General features: G+C 70.0%; 13 protein-coding genes. 3 read left to right on the forward strand and 10 right to left on the reverse strand.

Translation table 11 applies throughout. The features are described from left to right. Positions 1–63: 63 nt before the first annotated feature. Together ACZ48Z_RS39915 and ACZ48Z_RS39920 are read right to left on the reverse strand one after the other, a co-directional pair. Positions 64–1,722: a PucR family transcriptional regulator gene (locus ACZ48Z_RS39915; RefSeq protein ID WP_468740819.1), complete on the reverse strand. Its 1,659-nt coding sequence runs from the start codon at positions 1,720–1,722 to the stop codon at positions 64–66. Between the two features lie 129 nt (positions 1,723–1,851). Next, positions 1,852–3,978: an ATP-binding protein gene (locus ACZ48Z_RS39920; RefSeq protein ID WP_468740820.1), complete on the reverse strand. Its 2,127-nt coding sequence runs from the start codon at positions 3,976–3,978 to the stop codon at positions 1,852–1,854. A 252-nt stretch (positions 3,979–4,230) separates the two neighbouring features. On the opposite strand from ACZ48Z_RS39920, the gene gabT reads away from it, so the two are divergent. Both gabT and ACZ48Z_RS39930 read left to right on the forward strand, forming a co-directional pair. Further along, positions 4,231–5,565, forward strand: a complete 1,335-nt coding sequence (gene gabT, locus ACZ48Z_RS39925; RefSeq protein ID WP_468740821.1) for a 4-aminobutyrate--2-oxoglutarate transaminase — start codon at positions 4,231–4,233, stop codon at positions 5,563–5,565. Positions 5,566–5,733: 168 nt separating this feature from the next. Beyond that, a complete protein-coding gene (locus ACZ48Z_RS39930; RefSeq protein WP_468740822.1) occupies positions 5,734–6,528 on the forward strand; it encodes a phosphatase PAP2 family protein in 795 nt (264 codons plus the stop codon). 130 nt (positions 6,529–6,658) lie between these two features. On the opposite strand, the gene ACZ48Z_RS39935 is transcribed toward ACZ48Z_RS39930, so the two are convergent. The 7 genes from ACZ48Z_RS39935 to ACZ48Z_RS39965 form a co-directional block, all read right to left on the reverse strand. Further along, positions 6,659–7,114: a hypothetical protein gene (locus ACZ48Z_RS39935; RefSeq protein WP_468740823.1), complete on the reverse strand. Its 456-nt coding sequence runs from the start codon at positions 7,112–7,114 to the stop codon at positions 6,659–6,661. 119 nt (positions 7,115–7,233) lie between these two features. Then, the gene (locus ACZ48Z_RS39940) at positions 7,234–8,652 is read right to left on the reverse strand and encodes an NAD(P)/FAD-dependent oxidoreductase (RefSeq protein WP_468740824.1); all 1,419 of its coding nucleotides are present in this window, start codon (positions 8,650–8,652) and stop codon (positions 7,234–7,236) included. Positions 8,653–8,704: 52 nt separating this feature from the next. Further along, a complete protein-coding gene (locus ACZ48Z_RS39945) occupies positions 8,705–9,505 on the reverse strand; it encodes an ABC transporter permease (RefSeq protein WP_468740825.1) in 801 nt (266 codons plus the stop codon). Next, positions 9,506–10,435 (reverse strand): ABC transporter permease, encoded by a 930-nt coding sequence (locus tag ACZ48Z_RS39950; RefSeq protein WP_468740826.1) that lies wholly within the window; start codon positions 10,433–10,435, stop codon positions 9,506–9,508. It abuts the gene before it with no gap. Next, positions 10,435–11,601, reverse strand: coding sequence for an ABC transporter ATP-binding protein (locus tag ACZ48Z_RS39955; protein ID WP_468740827.1), 1,167 nt, complete (start codon positions 11,599–11,601; stop codon positions 10,435–10,437). Before ACZ48Z_RS39955 ends, ACZ48Z_RS39950 begins: the two co-directional genes overlap by 1 nt. After that, positions 11,598–12,845, reverse strand: a complete 1,248-nt coding sequence (locus ACZ48Z_RS39960) for an ABC transporter substrate-binding protein (RefSeq protein WP_468740828.1) — start codon at positions 12,843–12,845, stop codon at positions 11,598–11,600. Before ACZ48Z_RS39960 ends, ACZ48Z_RS39955 begins: the two co-directional genes overlap by 4 nt. Positions 12,846–12,901: 56 nt before the next feature. Then, the gene (locus ACZ48Z_RS39965) at positions 12,902–14,437 is read right to left on the reverse strand and encodes a gamma-aminobutyraldehyde dehydrogenase (RefSeq protein WP_468740829.1); all 1,536 of its coding nucleotides are present in this window, start codon (positions 14,435–14,437) and stop codon (positions 12,902–12,904) included. Between the two features lie 210 nt (positions 14,438–14,647). Here ACZ48Z_RS39965 and ACZ48Z_RS39970 point away from each other — a divergent pair, with 210 nt between their 5' ends. Beyond that, the gene (locus ACZ48Z_RS39970) at positions 14,648–15,217 is read left to right on the forward strand and encodes an NADAR family protein (RefSeq protein WP_468740830.1); all 570 of its coding nucleotides are present in this window, start codon (positions 14,648–14,650) and stop codon (positions 15,215–15,217) included. On the opposite strand, the gene ACZ48Z_RS39975 is transcribed toward ACZ48Z_RS39970, so the two are convergent. Further along, positions 15,218–15,868 (reverse strand): DUF4190 domain-containing protein, encoded by a 651-nt coding sequence (locus tag ACZ48Z_RS39975; protein WP_468740831.1) that lies wholly within the window; start codon positions 15,866–15,868, stop codon positions 15,218–15,220. Between the last annotated feature and the right edge of the window lie 367 nt (positions 15,869–16,235).

Genomic DNA, 16,235 nt, shown 5'->3' on the forward strand with positions numbered 1-16,235 from the left:
CCGGTTTGGCACGCCGACCGTCGTGTGGCACTCGGCGTGCGCTGTGGAGATCCCCGGCAGGCCCTAGTCCGCCGACGTCGCCTTCAGCGCCAGCCACAGCTCCATGCGTACGTCGGGATCGTCCAGCGAGCGCCCCAGGATCTCCTCGACCCTGCGCATCCGGTACCGCAGGGTGTGCCGGTGCACCCCCAGATCGGCGGCCGCCGCGTCCCACTGTCCGTGCCGGGAGAGCCAGGCCCGCAGGGAGTCCACCAGGTCACCCCGGCCGGTCGCGTCGTGCTCGTGCAGCGGGCGCAGCAGTCCGCCGGCGAACGCCTTCACCGCGTCGTCGGCGAGCAGCGGCAGGACGGATCCGGAGGCCAGCTGTTCGTGTTCGACGTACAGCCGGCCCCGCCGCCGGGCGACCGACAGGGCCTGTTCGGCCTGCTTGTAGGCGGCGGCCGCGGCGATCGGTCCGACCGGGGCCGAGACCCCGACGACCGGTTCGTCCTCGCTGCCGCTGCTCGTACGCTCGCCGGTCCGCGCCGCCTCCAGCGCCTCCGCGTACTCCCCGCACGCCTCGACCGCGGCTCCGCCGTCCGCGGCCAGCACCACCAGCCGCTCCCCCTCGGGGACCACGAGCACGGCCTCGCCGGACCGGGCCGCCGCGGACTCGACGATGTCGGTGAGCGCCCCGAGCGGATCGCCACCGGTCCCGGAGGCGGCGGTGAACGCCGCGGCGGACGGCACCCGGGCAGGAGCCTCGCCGGGAATCCGCACCGACGACACGGCGACGGTCTCCGCCACGAGCACCCGGAAGGGCGCGTCCAGGAGGCCGCCGTAGAGATCGCCCGCGACGGTGCGCGCGTGCTCCGGCTCCCCCGCGAGCAGCATCCGCAGCACCGCAGCCCCGATCCGCTGCTCGGCCGCGTGCAGGGCGCGGGACCGCTCGGTCGTGAGGGTCAGCAGCGCGATCGCCGAGTGCACCGCGTACCGCTGGGCGGTACCGAGCGCCGCGGCCGTCCCCACCGCCAGGGCGGCCCGCGGGCGCCGCCCGGTGCCCAGGGAGTGCAGTTCCACCCGGTCGTCGTCGTCCGCGCCGTCGTCGCCGCCGACCACGGCGGAGGCGGGAGCGGGCCGCTCCCGCAGGCGTTCCACGTCGGCGACGATCCGCGCGGCCCGGCGCCCGGCCCACTCCGGTGCGGCTGCGACGACGGCGCCGGAGGCGTCGTAGAGCGCCGCCCAGCCGTCCACCTGGGCCGCGAGCGCGGCGAGCAGACCCTCCGGCCCGTCGGTCAGGGCCTGCTTGGTGAGTTCGCGCTGGGCGGCGAAGCCCGCGGTGACGGACCGGTACTGGTCGGCGGCGATCGCCGCGGACACGGCCTTGCTGATGGCGAGGAAGGGTGTGCGGCGCGGCACTTCGAGCAGCGGCAGCCCTTCGTCGCGGGCCGCGTCGACCAGGGCCGCCGGGATGTCCTCGTAGTTGACGCCGACGGCGAACCCGAGCCCCACCACACCCGCCCCGGCCAGCCGCTTCACATACCGCCGCATCGCCTCGGGGTCCTCCGCGTCCAGCTTCAGCGCGGTGATCAGCAGCAGCTCCCCGCCCTCCATGTAGGGGACGGGATCGGCGAGCTCGCTGACGTGCGCCCAGCGGACGGGCACGTCCAGCCGGTCCTCGCCCGCGCGTACGGTCAGCTTGAGCGCGGAGTGGTGGACGAGCGAGGCGAGGGTGGGGGGCATGAGGCCGGTACCTTCAGAGAGGTGTTCGGAAGGGCGTTCCGAGAGGTGTTCCGCGAGGCGTGATCATTTGGCCGCCGCGTATGAACGGCCTGTGCCGATTCTGCCTCACCGTACGGTCCTCAGCTCGCGTCATCCCCGCAGATCCACCAGCAGCGGCGGCGCGTGCTCGCCCGTCACACTCGTCAGGGAGAGCACGGCGTGCCCCGGCGGCACCCCGTGTGCCAGCTCGGACGCGGACCACCGCTCCCGCTCGACCTGCCGTACGGTCACCGCCCGCGCGGTCGGCGCCTTGCCGGTGATGACCCGGCGCACCGCGTGCAGCACCTTGCCGGCCGGAGTCTCCGCGATGATCTGCCGGTCGGTGACGTCCCGCGCCTCGATCCACTCCTTGCCCCACACCTCGGCGAAGTCCTGCCCGTCCCAGGGAGTGAGCCCGGCCAGCGCCATCCGGCATCCGACGGCCCCGAGCAGCGGCCCGCGCAGCGGCCTGGGTACGTCGTCCAGCGTCCGCAGCGTCAGCACGACGCCGGCGTTGCCGGACCGCAGCCGCTGCACGCCCCGCACGGCTTCCGGTGTCACGACCCCCGTGGCGTCGTCGACGACCAGGCAGGCGAACAGCGACCGGTCGTCCCGCACCGCGACGCTGGCCGTGAACTGCGCGAGCACCAGCCGTGCCAGGATCCGCGAGGCGTCGGCGTGCCCGCGCTGGGGCAGGTCGATGCGGACCCGGACGGGATGGTCCAGGGCCTTGAGCGAGAACGGCCGCGACCGCCCCTCCGGGTCGAGGTCGGCGCTCTGGAAGAACGCGGCGAACGCGGGCCGGTCGAGCAGCGCGATCCGGTCCGCGAGGATGCCCGCCACGTCCCCCGCGTGCCCCATCTGCCGCTCCCGCGCGTCGAGTTCACGCAGCAGCGACTCCTGTCCGGAGTCCTCAAGGCCCTTGCGCAGCGCGGCCAGCGGCCCGGGGGCGCCGTCGAGCAGCCCGCGCAGCTCCGGCACGGAGGGGAAGCGGCCGTGGACCGCGCGGAACGGGCCGAGGAGCTGGGCGAGCACGGTGGTGGAGCGCCGGGTGTCGCCCCCCTGGTGGGGCTCGGCAAGATCCCCGACCAGCGCTTCCGCGAGCACGGCCGCTGCCTCGTCCGGGTCGGTCGTCCCGCCGTACAGGTCGAGGTCGTACACCGAGTCCGGGTTCCCGATCTGTACGACGACGTCGTAGGAGTCGGCCGGTCCGAGCCCGGCGCCCGCCGCACCGACCACCACGACGGCGGCCCGTCCGGCGAGGGCGTGCAGACACAACGACTCGGCGAGCGGCCTGATGACGGTCCCGGTCTTCCCGGAACCGGCCGGACCGACGGCGAGCAGCGAGGTGCCGAGCAGCTCGGGCGCGAGCCCCAGGCCGGTACCGCGATAGGCGTACGGATTACGGGCGTCGTCGGCCGTCGTCCCCAGCCGCACCTGCCCGGTCACCAGATCGTGCCGGGCGAGCCGGGCGGGCAGGTCCCGCTCCCCGGAGGGATGCAGACAGGCGGCGGCCCCGTCCTGGAGCACGGCACCGGTGAACGTGCCGAGGCTGAACCGGCCGCTGCGCACTCCTTGCCAGGCGCGGACGATCCGCGCGTGGTCGACGTCGCGCATCAACCCGGCGCGCGCCTCGGCAGCCAGCCGCTCGGCAGCGTCCACGGCACCGGCGGCGCGGAGCTGGTTCCAGTGGGCGGGGTCTTCCTCATCCGTCGGCACGGGCGCCTCCCGGGGCGCGGGGCGCTTCACCAGGGGCACCACGAAGCGCCGCCAGACCTCGCCCCAGCGGCCCAGTTTGCCGACGGTCACCATGATGACCAGGGCGATCAGCAGTTCGTACCCCTTGTACAGGACGAGGTTGCCGATCTCGCTGCTGGTGTAGCGCCAGGAATCAGGGACCAGCAGTTTGAACGGCAGCGCCCACCAGGCACCCAGATAGCCGTTCTGCAGGAGCGACCACACGAGCCAGCCGACCAGGAAGGCGATCAGGGCGCCGCTCAGCAGCTGCCTGTTCGGGGTCTCCTCGGGCTCCTCGGCCGGCCGGGGCCGGTGCCCGAAGCGCCAGATGCCGGGGGCCGCCTCCGGCCGCGGCGTCCGCAGCCACGTCAGGAACGCCGATCCGCCCGGTTGCGGGGGCACCAAGGGCGCCTCCGTGGGCCTGGGCGGCATGGCGGAGCGTGCCCGTGGCACAGGATTCGCATGCGTACCCCGCGCGTCCTGCGTCCCGTCGCTGTCCATCGCCCCTGCTCCCTGACCAGCCGTTCCGTCCACCGTCAGCGGCCAATCTAACGCGCCCGCAAAGGGAGTTCACGGTTTGCGGGGCCGATGCGTCACACCGCTCCGGAAACCGGCTATGTCCACCGCGGACAAGCCACTTCCCCGACAACGCCCACATGGAGCATGCCCACCCCTCCTCCTCGGTCCTAGCCTGCGAGAAAAGACTGGACAGAGTCCGCGAAGTCAACGCCCGCACCACCCCAGGAGCCCCTCATGACCGCACTTCCGCAGGAGCGCCGCATCGTCACCGCCATCCCCGGGCCCAAGTCCCAGGAGCTTCAGGCCCGCCGCGTCGCCGCGGTCGCGCAGGGTGTGGGGTCCGTGCTGCCCGTGTTCACGGCGCGCGCGGGCGGCGGGATCATCGAGGACGTCGACGGGAACCGGCTCATCGACTTCGGTTCCGGCATCGCCGTGACCAGCGTCGGCGCCTCCGCCGAGGCCGTCGTACGCAGGGCGAGCGCCCAGCTGGCCGACTTCACCCACACCTGTTTCATGGTCACCCCCTACGAGGGTTACGTGGAGGTCGCCGAGGCTCTCGCGGAGCTCACCCCGGGTGACCACGCCAAGAAGTCGGCGCTGTTCAACAGCGGTGCCGAGGCCGTCGAGAACGCCGTCAAGATCGCGCGGGCGTACACGAAGCGGCAGGCCGTGGTGGTGTTCGACCACGGGTACCACGGCCGCACCAACCTCACGATGGCGCTGACGGCGAAGAACATGCCGTACAAGCACGGCTTCGGGCCGTTCGCCCCCGAGGTCTACCGTGTGCCGGTGGCGTACGGCTACCGCTGGCCCACCGGCCCCGAGAACGCCGGTCCCGAGGCCGCCGCCCAGGCGATCGACCAGATCTCCAAGCAGGTCGGCGCGGAGAACGTCGCCGCGATCATCATCGAGCCGGTCCTCGGCGAGGGCGGCTTCATCGAGCCGGCCAAGGGTTTCCTGCCCGCGATCAGCGAGTTCGCGAGGGCCAACGGGATCGTCTTCGTCGCCGACGAGATCCAGTCCGGGTTCTGCCGCACCGGCCAGTGGTTCGCCTGCGAGGACGAGGGCATCGTTCCCGACCTGATCACCACGGCCAAGGGCATCGCGGGCGGCCTCCCGCTCGCCGCGGTCACCGGGCGCGCCGAGATCATGGACGCCGCCCACGCGGGCGGCCTGGGCGGCACCTACGGCGGCAACCCGGTCGCCTGCGCGGGGGCGCTCGGCTCGATCGAGACGATGAAGGAGCTCGACCTCAACGCGAGGGCGAAGGCGATCGAGGCCACGATGAAGGCCCGCCTCACCGCGATGGCCGAGAAGTTCGACGTCATCGGCGACGTCCGGGGCCGCGGCGCCATGATCGCCATCGAGCTCGTGAAGGACCGTACGACCAAGGAGCCCAACGCGGAGGCGACCGCCGCGCTCGCCAAGGCCTGCCACCAGGAGGGTCTGCTGGTCCTGACCTGTGGCACCTACGGCAACGTCCTGCGCTTCCTGCCCCCGCTCGTCATCGGCGAGGACCTCCTGAACGAGGGCCTCGACATCCTTGAGCAGGCCTTCGCCCGCATCTGATGTCACAGGCGTGGCATCCCTCGGGATTCCGGGGCTGCGACGGCGAGCGGCAGAGCGTGTGAAGAAGGTGTGCGAGGTGCTTGTGAGGATGGGATTCTGCCTGTCGTACCCCATCCCTCTGCCGTAGGTTCTAACCAGATGAGAGATACACCCCGCCCACAGGGAACCGTGGGCGACATCAGGCCGGGGCCTCCCCAGCTTCGACCTGGTCGTGCCCTCGCGCACACAACTGGAGCCTCCAGCTCCGGATCTCCTCACCGATCGGACAGTCGCCCGCCCCAAACCCCCCGGGGCGGCCGACGACCCGATCTGATCGGCCGCCCCGGAACCACCCCCCCTGTTCCGGGGCGGCCGGCCTTCTTCACCCTCCTTCTCGGAATTCCGGCCCTCCTCTTCGCCCTGATCACCTGGCAGGTCGTCGAGGACGGGCCGCTTCTGCGTGTCGACGAGCGGGTCAGCCAGGCGCTGATCCACCCGGACCGCCCCTCGGCCGCGCTCTCCGACCTGGGCAACGCCACGGTCGCGATCCCGGTCCTGGTGCTGGCGATCCTCTTCTCCGCCTGGCGCGCCCGGCGCAGCGGCATGGACCGGTGGTGGCTGCCGCCCACCGCGGCGGCCGTCCTGATGGCACTGGTCCCGGCCCTGGTCGTTCCCCTCAAGGAACTCACCGACCGCCCGGGCACCCCGGTGGTACCGCCCGCGACCGGCTACTTCCCGTCGGGCCACACCACCACGGCCGCCGTCGCGTACGGCGCCGCCACCCTGCTCGTGCTGCCCTGGCTGCGGTCCGCCCGGATCCGCCGCACGCTCGTCCTCGGCTACGTCCTTGTCGTCCTCGGCGTCTCCTACGGTCTGGTCCGCCACGGCTGGCACTGGCCGCTGGACGTGGTGGGCGGCTGGTGCCTCAGCGCGGACCTGCTGCTCCTGTTCCGGCTGTTCCTGGCACGGCACAGCCGCCGCTGAACTCCTGGGCACACTGGGCGTGGCCGCTACCGGCGGGGGACGCCCGCAGCGCCGCACTCCCACTGTGCACAGGACTCTCCGGCCCGCGTCGGCCGCACGGACGGCCGACGACAGCTCGGTGGAACGTCGGTCAGCCGTCACCCTCCGTCGCCAGACCCGCCGCCGCCTCGTGCATCGCCAGTTCGAGGAGCGCCGGGTCGGTGAGAATCCCGGACCCGTCCGGCGGGACCAGCCAGCGCACCCCTCCCCCGGCCACCCGGCCCGGGTACGGCACGACGATCCAGGTACCGGCGCCGGCCGTGCGGATGCCGGTGCCGATCCAGCGGGCCGCGGTGCCCGGCGGCACGAAGAAGCCCATCCGCGCGTCGCCGAAGTCGACGAGCACCGGACCGAGCTGGTCGAGGATGCGGGTCAGGACATCGAGCGTCGGATAACCGAGATCACCCGGCAGGATCAGTACGTCCCAGGCCTTGCCCGCCGGCAGCAGTGCGACCCCGAGGGGGTTGCGTTCCCACTCCCAGCGGCAGGCCTCGGGATCCGGTGCGACGGATGCCAGCCACTCGACCGCCGTCTTCGCCCCAGTCATGAGGGGACCTCCCTTTCTCTCGTCGACGCTGGTCGCGTCACGAGGGAGAGGGAGGTCCCCTGGCAGCATTACGCGGGTTCTGACCACCCGTTGGGGTGAATCGGATCACATACGATCGTTCAGCTGTCGAATCCCAGACCGAGCTTGTCCATGGTCCGCAGCCACAGGTTGCGCTGACCGGCGTGCGAGTCGGCGCGGGCCAGCGACCACTTGGTGAGGGCGATGCCGGTCCAGGCGAAGGGTTCCGGCGGGAAGGGCAGCGGCTTCTTGCGGACCATCTCCAGCGAGGTCCGCTCGGTGGTCTCCCCGGCCAGCAGGTCCAGCATCACGTCCGCGCCGAAGCGGGTCGCCCCGACACCGAGGCCCGTGTAGCCGGCCGCGTACGCCACCCTGCCGCGGTGGGCAGTGCCGTAGAACGCGGAGAACCGCGAACAGGTGTCGATCGCGCCGCCCCACGCGTGCGTGAAGCGCACCCCCTCCAGCTGCGGGAAGCAGGTGAAGAAGTGCCCGGCGAGCTTCGCGTACGTCTCCGGCCGGTCGTCGTACTCGGCGCGCACCCGGCCGCCGTAGGGGTAGACGGCGTCGTAGCCGCCCCACAGGATCCGGTTGTCGGCGGAGAGCCGGAAGTAGTGGAACTGGTTCGCCGAGTCCCCGAGCCCCTGCCGGTTCTTCCAGCCGAGCGCGCTGAGCTGCTCACCGGTCAGCGGTTCGGTCATCAGCGCGTAGTCGTAGACCGGCACGGTGTACGCCCGCACCCGCTTGACCAGGTTCGGGAAGATGTTGGTGCCGAGCGCGACCTTCCGGGCCCGGACCGAACCGTACGGAGTGCGTACGGCCATGCCGGCGCCGTACGACTTCAGGTCCAGGGCGGGGGTGTTCTCGTAAATCCGGACGCCGAGCCGCAGGCATGCCCGCTTCAGGCCCCAGACGAGCTTGGCCGGGTTGAGCATGGCCACGCCCCGGCGGTCCCACAGTCCGGCCTGGAAGGTCGGTGAGTCGACCTGTTGCCGCACCGCGTCGGCGTCCAGGAAGTCGACGCCCTCGCCGAGGCCCTTCTCCTGGAGTTCCGCGTACCAGTCGCGGAGTTCCCTGGCCTGGTACGGCTCCGTCGCCACGTCGAGCTCGCCGGTGCGCTCGAACTCGCAGTCGAGGTCGTGCCGGGCGACCGCCTTCTCGATCTCGTCGAGGTTGCGGGCGCCCAGCTCCTCCAACTTGTGGATCTCGTCCGGCCAGCGGGTCAGCCCGTTGGCCAGGCCATGAGTGAGCGAGGCGGCGCAGAAGCCGCCGTTGCGGCCGGAGGCGGCCCAGCCCACCTCGCGGCCTTCCAGCAGGACCACGTCCCGCTGCGGGTCGCGCTCTTTCGCGTTGAGCGCGGTCCACAGTCCGCTGTAGCCACCGCCGACGACCAGCAGGTCGCAGGTGTCGGCGCCGGTCAGGGCGGGCTCGGGAGGGGGCTTGCCGGGATCGTCCAGCCAGTACGGAACCGGCTGGGCTTCGGAAAGGGCCTTTGTCCAACGGCTCATGGCGCTTGGGGCCATGATGTCAACTCCCTACAGGGGGTTCTCGAAAACAGGGGTTCCTGAAAAGGGCTTACGCCTTTTGCCTGTTGCGGCGGTTGCTGATGACCATCGAGGACAGGACCAGAAGTACGGCGACCAGGAACATGGCCGTACCGATGACGTTGATCTGGACGGGTGTGCCGCGCTGTGCCGAACCCCAGACGAACATGGGGAAGGTGACGGTCGAACCCGCGTTGAAGTTGGTGATGATGAAATCGTCGAAGGAGAGCGCGAAGGCGAGCAGCGCGCCCGCGGCGATTCCGGGGGCGGCGATCGGCAGGGTGACCCGGATGAAGGTCTGGAACGGGCCCGCGTAGAGATCCTGGGCGGCCTGCTCCAGTCGCGGGTCCATCGACATCACGCGCGCCTTGACCGCCGTCACGACGAAGCTGAGGCAGAACATGATGTGGGCGATGAGGATCGTCCAGAAGCCCAGCTGGGCGCCCATGTTGAGGAACAGGGTGAGCAGCGAGGCAGCCATGACGACCTCGGGCATCGCCATCGGCAGGAAGATCAGCGAGTTCACGGAACCGCGCGCCCGGAAGCGGTAGCGGACCAGCGCGAAGGCGATCATCGTGCCGAGTACGGTCGCGCCGATCGTCGCCCAGAACGCGATCTGGAGACTGATGGAGAGGGAGCCGCACATGTCGGCCACCCCGCACGGGTCCTTCCAGGCGTCCGTGGAGAACTGCTGCCACTGGTAGTTGAAGCGGCCCTTCGGTTTGTTGAAGGAGAACACCGTGACGACGACGTTCGGCAGCAGGAGATATCCGAGCGTCAGCAGTCCCGCGACGACGACGAATTTGCTCTTGAGCCAGTTCACGAAGGCCATTTAAACCAGGTCCTCCGTCCCGGACTTGCGGATGTAGAGCGTGACCATGAAAAGGATCGCGGCCATCAGGATGAAGGACAGCGCGGCCGCCGTCGGATAGTCGAGAATCCGCAGGAACTGCGTCTGGATGACGTTTCCGACCATGCGTGTGTCCGTGGAGCCGAGCAGGTCGGCGTTGACGTAGTCACCGGCCGCCGGGATGAAGGTCAGCAGCGTCCCGGAGACCACACCCGGCATCGACAGCGGGAAGGTGACCTTGCGGAAGACGGTGACCGGCCTGGCGTACAGGTCGCCCGCCGCCTCGTGCAGCCGGCCGTCGATGCGCTCCAGCGAGGTGTAGAGCGGCAGGATCATGAACGGCAGGAAGTTGTACGTCAGACCGCACACCACCGCGAGCGGCGTGGCGAGCACACGGTCGCCGGCCGTCCAGCCCAGCCAGTTGGTGACGTCCAGGACGTGCAGCGTGTTGAGCGTGCTCACCACCGGGCCGCTGTCCGCGAGGATCGTCTTCCAGGCGAGGGTGCGGATCAGGAAGCTGGTGAAGAACGGCGCGATCACCAGGATCATGATCAGGTTCCGCCAGCGTCCCGCGCGGAAGGCGATCAGGTACGCCAGCGGATACCCCAGCACCAGGCACAGGATCGTCGCGGCACCGGCGTAGAGGATCGAGCGCAGGAACTGCGGCCAGTACTGCGACAGCGCGTCCCAGTAGGTCGCGAAGTGCCAGGTGACCTTGTAGCCCTCCTCCAGGGAGCCCGTCTGCACGGACGTGGAGGCCTGGTAGATCATCGGCAGCGCGAAGAAGACGACCAGCCAGAGGATGCCGGGGAGCAGCAGCCAGTAGGGCGTGAAGCGGCCCCTCCTGCGCGGGGGCTTCTTCGTGGGCGCCGTCGGGGAGAGCGGCGGGGGCGCCTCGGTGAGCGTCGCCATCAGACCGTCGCCTCTTCCTGGATGCCCGCGTCGATGTCCTGGTCCGCGTCCAGACCGAAGGTGTGGGCCGGGTTCCAGTGCAGGACGACCTCGGCGCCGGGCACGAGCCGGTCGTCGCGGTCGATGTTCTGGGCGTAGACCTCGAACTCGGGACAGACGGGGCTGTCGATGACGTACTGCGTGGACACACCGATGAAGCTCGAATCGGCGATCCTCCCGGTGATCCGGTTGCGCCCCGCGGGAATCTCACCGGCCTCGTCCGCATGCGTGAGGGAGATCTTCTCGGGACGGACGCCGACCAGCACCTTGCCGCCGGTCGTGGTCGGCCCGGAGTACCGCGCCTCGGGAAGGACCAGCTTCCCGCCGCCCGCCTTCAGCACGATCTCGCCGCCGCTCCTGGAGTCGACCTCGGCCTCGATGAGGTTGGAGGTGCCGAGGAAGTTGGCGACGAAGGTGGTGTTCGGGTTCTCGTACAGGTCGGTGGGCGAGCCGAGCTGCTCGACGCGGCCCGCGTTCATCACGGCGACCGTGTCGGCCATGGTCATGGCCTCCTCCTGGTCGTGCGTGACATGCACGAAGGTGATGCCGACCTCGGTCTGGATGCGCTTGAGCTCCAGCTGCATCTGGCGGCGCAGCTTGAGGTCGAGGGCGCCGAGCGGCTCGTCCAGCAGAAGCACCTTGGGGGTGTTGATCAGTGCCCGCGCCACGGCGACCCGCTGCTGCTGGCCGCCGGACAGCTGATGCGGCTTCTTCCGCGCCTGCTCCCCCAGCTGCACGAGCTCCAGCATGTCCTCGACCTGCTTCTTGACCGACTTGATGCCACGGCGCCGCAGACCGAAGGCCACGTTCTCGAAGATGTCGAGGTGCGGGAAGAGCGCGTAGGACTGGAAGACGGTGTTCACCGGACGCTTGTAGGGAGGCAGCCGGGTGACCTCCTGGTCGCCGAGGTGCACGGTGCCCGTGGTGGGCTCCTCCAGACCGGCGATCATGCGCAGGGTGGTGGTCTTGCCGCAGCCGGAGGCGCCGAGTAGGGCGAAGAAGGAGCCCTGCGGGACGGTCAGGTCGAGCGGCTGCACGGCGGTGAAGCCGTTGTCGTACGTCTTGCTGATCCCTGCGAGGCGGACGTCGCCGCTGTTGTCTGTGGTCTTGTTCGTCACGGTGATCACGCCCCAGTCAGCTTTGCGAACTTCTCTTCAAAGGCCGTCTCTTCCTTCGAGCTCAGTGAGCGGAAGGGGTGGGACTTCGCGGCCATGGCCTTGTCGGGGATGATCAGCGGGTTGTTCGCCGCATCCGGGTCGAGCTTCTCCAGCTCGGGCTTCACACCGTCGACGGGAGTCACGTAGTTGATGTACGCGGCGAGTTCGGCGGCCGGCTTCGGCTCGTAGTAGAAGTCGATGAGCCGTTCGGCGTTCGTCTTGTGGCGCGCCTTGTTGGGGATCAGCATGTTGTCGGTCGACGTCATGTATCCGCTCTCCGGAATGATGAAGTCGATGTCCGGGCTGTCCGCCTTCAGCTGTACGACGTCACCGGCCCAGGCGATACAGGCCGCGAAGTCGCCGCTGGTCAGGTCGGAGGTGTAGTCGTTGCCGGTGAAGCGCCGGATCTGCCCCTTGTCGACGGCCTTCTGGAGCCGTGCGATCGCCGCGTCGTAGTCGTCGGCGGTGAAGTTCGCGGGGTCCTTGCCCATGTCGAGCAGGGTCATGCCGATGCTGTCGCGCATCTCCGACAGGAAGCCGACGCGGCCCTTGAGCTTGGGGTTGTCGAGCAGGTCGGAGACCGACTTCACCTCCACGCCGTCCAGGGCCTTCTTGTTGTAGGCGATGACGGTCGAGATGCCCTGCCACACATACGAGTACGCCCGCCCCGGGTCCCAGTCCGGGTCCCGGAACTGCGCGGACAGGTTGGCGTACGCGTGCGGGAGGTTGGAGGCGTCGAGTTTCTGAACCCATCCCAGCCGGATGAGCCGGGCGGCAAGCCAGTCCGTGAGGACGATGATGTCGCGCCCGGTGTCCTGACCAGCGGCCAACTGCGGCTTGATCTTCCCGAAGAACTCGACGTTGTCGTTGATGTCCTCGGTGTACTTGACCGAGATGCCGGTCTGCTTCTTGAACTGGTCGAGCGTGGGGTGGTGCTTCTCGCTCTCGTCCACGTCGATGTACTCGGTCCAGTTGGAGAAGTTGACGGTCTTCTCCTTGGCCGAGTGGTCGTCCGCGGAGACGCCGCCCTTGGTGTCGCCGGCCGCGGGGATGCCGCAGCCGCTCAACGCCCCGAGGCCGCCGACCGCGAGCGCGCCGCCCGCGGAGGCACGCATCAGGGACCGCCGGGTCATGGCGGCCCGGCCGCCTCGGAGACTGCGCCGCATGGCGGCCACTTGGGCCGGTGACAGGCGGTCGGGCTCGTACTGCTCCATGCGCTGGTGCCCTTTCGGGAAAGTGGGCGGCCGCGGGTCGGGCGGCCTGGAAACGGCTATCGGTCCCCGAAGATCGTGCGGTGCCAGTCCTTCGCGGCCACCGCAGTGTTATCGAACATGACGTGCTTGATCTGCGTGTACTCCTCGAACGAGTACGAGGACATGTCCTTGCCGAAGCCGGACGCCTTGTACCCGCCGTGGGGCATCTCGCTGATGATCGGGATGTGGTCGTTGACCCACACGCACCCGGCTTTGATCTCACGCGTGGCCCGGTTGGCCCGGTACACGTCCCGGCTCCAGGCGGAGGCGGCGAGCCCGTACGGGGTGTCGTTGGCGAGCCGGATGCCGTCGTCGTCACTGTCGAACGGCAGCACAACGAGGACCGGGCCGAAGATCTCCGCCTGGACGATCTCGCTGTCCTGGGCGGCGTCGGCGACGAGTGTGGGCCGGTAGTACGCCCCCTTGGCCAGCTCCCCCTCGGGCACCTCGCCGCCGGTCACCACGCGCGCGTAGGCACGCGCACGGTCGACGAACCCGGCGACCCGGTCCCGCTGGACGTGGGAGATGAGCGGCCCGAGATCGGTACCGGCGGCGAACGGGTCGCCGAGCCGTACGGTCTCCATGAGGGCGGCGGTGCGCTCCACGAACGCCTCGTACAGGGGCCGCTGAACGTACGCGCGCGTGGCCGCCGTGCAGTCCTGCCCGGTGTTGATGAGGGCGCCCGCGACGGCCCCGTTCACGGCGGCTTCCAGATCGGCGTCGTCGAAGACGACGAAGGGAGCCTTGCCGCCGAGCTCCAGGTGCAGCCGCTTGACGGTGGCGAGGGCGATCTCGGCGACCCGCTTGCCCACCGCGGTCGACCCGGTGAAGGAGGTCATGGCCACGTCGGGATGCCCGACGAGGTGCTCACCGGCCTCCTTCCCCGTTCCGTTGACGATGTTGATGACACCGTCGGGAATGCCCGCGCGGGTGGCGGCCTGGGCGAAGAGAAGTGAGGTGAGCGGGGTGATCTCAGCAGGCTTGAGAACGATCGTGTTGCCCGCGGCGATCGCCGGAAGGATCTTCCAGGCGGCCATCTGAAGCGGATAGTTCCAGGGCGCGATGGACCCGACGACACCGATGGGCTCACGCCGCACATACGACGTGTGATCCCCGGAGTACTCACCGGCGGACTGCCCCTGAAGATGCCGGGCGGCGCCGGCAAAGAAAGAAGTGTTGTCGATAGTCCCCGGAACATCGAACTCCCGGGTCAGCTTCAGCGGCTTCCCGCACTGCAGCGACTCGGCCCGGGCGAAGTCCTCGGCGCTGTCGGCGAGCACGGCGGCGAACCGGTGCAGGGCGTCGGACCGCTCACCGGGAGTGAGGGCCGCCCAGCCCGGGAAGGCCGCACGGGCCGCGGCGACGGCGGCGTCCACGTCCTCGACGCCCGCCAGCTCATACGTGAAGACCTCCTCACCGCTCGCGGGGTCCACGACAGCGTGCGTGCGTCCGGAGGTCCCCTTGGTGAGGCGCCCTCCGATGAACTGCGCACCGTCGGCGAACCGCTCATGGGCCGCGAACCGGTCCGGGGTGGAACTGCCCGGGATGTGCATGTCGCTCTCCTCCGCCGTCACCCCTCGATCCCGAGGGCGGGTGGCGTAGCTCCAGCTCGATTTGAGTGCCGATCCTGACAGAGCAATGGCACTCCTACAAGGGATTCCGTTGTTGCCTTTCGGTTACGCGACGGAATCTGTCGACCAGATGTCGAGTCGTCCGCGAAAAGGAAAGACGGAGTGTCAGTGGTACCTGCCAGACTCGCGTGCATGGGGAAGATCACGGGGACGATCGATTCACAGGAAGCCCTGGTCAAGCAGATCCGGGCAGGCGCGAAGATCAAGTATCTGCACTTCTGGGGGCACCGCCCGCGACCGGACGGCCGTGTCGGCGCGAGCTGTCTGAGCCAGTGGTGGCCGTCACCGTTCGTGGTCGACGGAGTGGCCTATGCGACCGCCGAGCACTGGATGATGGCGGGCAAGGCGCGGCTTTTCGAAGATCAGGACGCCGAGCGCCGAATCCTGGCAGCCGGATCTCCGGCTCAGGCCAAGAACATGGGCCGTCTGGTCAGGGGCTTCGACGAGCCGACCTGGCGGCGCGAGCGCGTCGGAATCGTCGTGGAGGGCAGCGTCCACAAGTTCACGGCACACGCCGATCTGCGGCAGTTCCTGCTGAACACCGGCGACCGGGTGCTGGTGGAGGCCAGCCCGGTCGACCGGGTGTGGGGCATCGGCCTCGCCGCGAACGACGAGGCGGCGGGCGATCCCGAGCGATGGCGGGGCCCGAACCTGCTGGGCTTCGCGCTGATGGCGGCGCGGGAGCGCCTCAGAGCCGCCTGATCAGAACTGCTGCGCAACCGTGAAAACAGGCAACGAGCCGTCGTAGTAGTCGGGCTCGTCATCGGAGTTGATGGCGGTCGTGATGACGACGGCCATGAGCACGATGACGGCGACGCCGAGGATCGTCCCGATGATGCCCATGATGAAACCGGCCTGCGCCTGCCCGTGGTTGGTGGCCTCACCCCGCTCGGCCCGCTTGCGTCCCTTGACGCCGAAGATGATGGCGAGGACACCGAGGATCAGCGAGAGAACGCCGTACATGCAGAACAGGGCGCAGGACAGGATGCCCAGCACCATCGCCGCGACACCCATGCCGTTCTGCGGGGGCACCGGAGGAGTGGGCCAGCCGCCGTACCCCTGCGGGTAGCCGGGGTAGCCGTATCCGGCGGGACCACCGGGCGCTATGGGCGGAGGCGGCACGGAGCCGGGCACACCCTGTTCCGGGGCGGGGTAGCCGGAGCCGTCGGCGCCGGGAGGCGGGAAGCCGTAGCCGTCGCTCGGCACGGACGTCACGGTGACCTGGTCGTGCACGGAGGGCGGCTGACCGTCGCCGGGTGACTGGCTCTTCTCCAGCGAGGGTCCACTCTCCGGCGGCGCCCACGGGTCCCGACCGGCCCCGGCCTCCCCGCCCGACTGCGATGCGTCCGTCATGCCCATGTCCCCCTAGATCGTTCGACCCCGCAATGCTAAGGCCTGACCGAGAGGCGTCGTCGAGCGGCTGCGGCCCGGTGGGGGCTGGTCGCGCAGTTCCCCGCGCCCCTGGGGAGTTGGCGCCCCCGCCACCACAACGAGACCAGCGACCACCACTCACAGGCCGGCTGCGGCCCGGTGGGGGCCGGTCGCGCAGTTCCCCGCGCCGCTAAAAGAACGGGGAGTTGCAGTCACCCGCACCACGATGTGCCCGCAGCCGCCGACGGCGTGAAGGGGGCGGGGTGGGGGGTGTCCGCCCGCAGCGGCCGGCGTCCGGAACCGAGCACTGCACAAGAAACCGAGCCGCCGGACCGAGGACGGACACCCC

It is taken from the genome of Streptomyces sp. NPDC031225 (genome assembly GCF_055570355.1).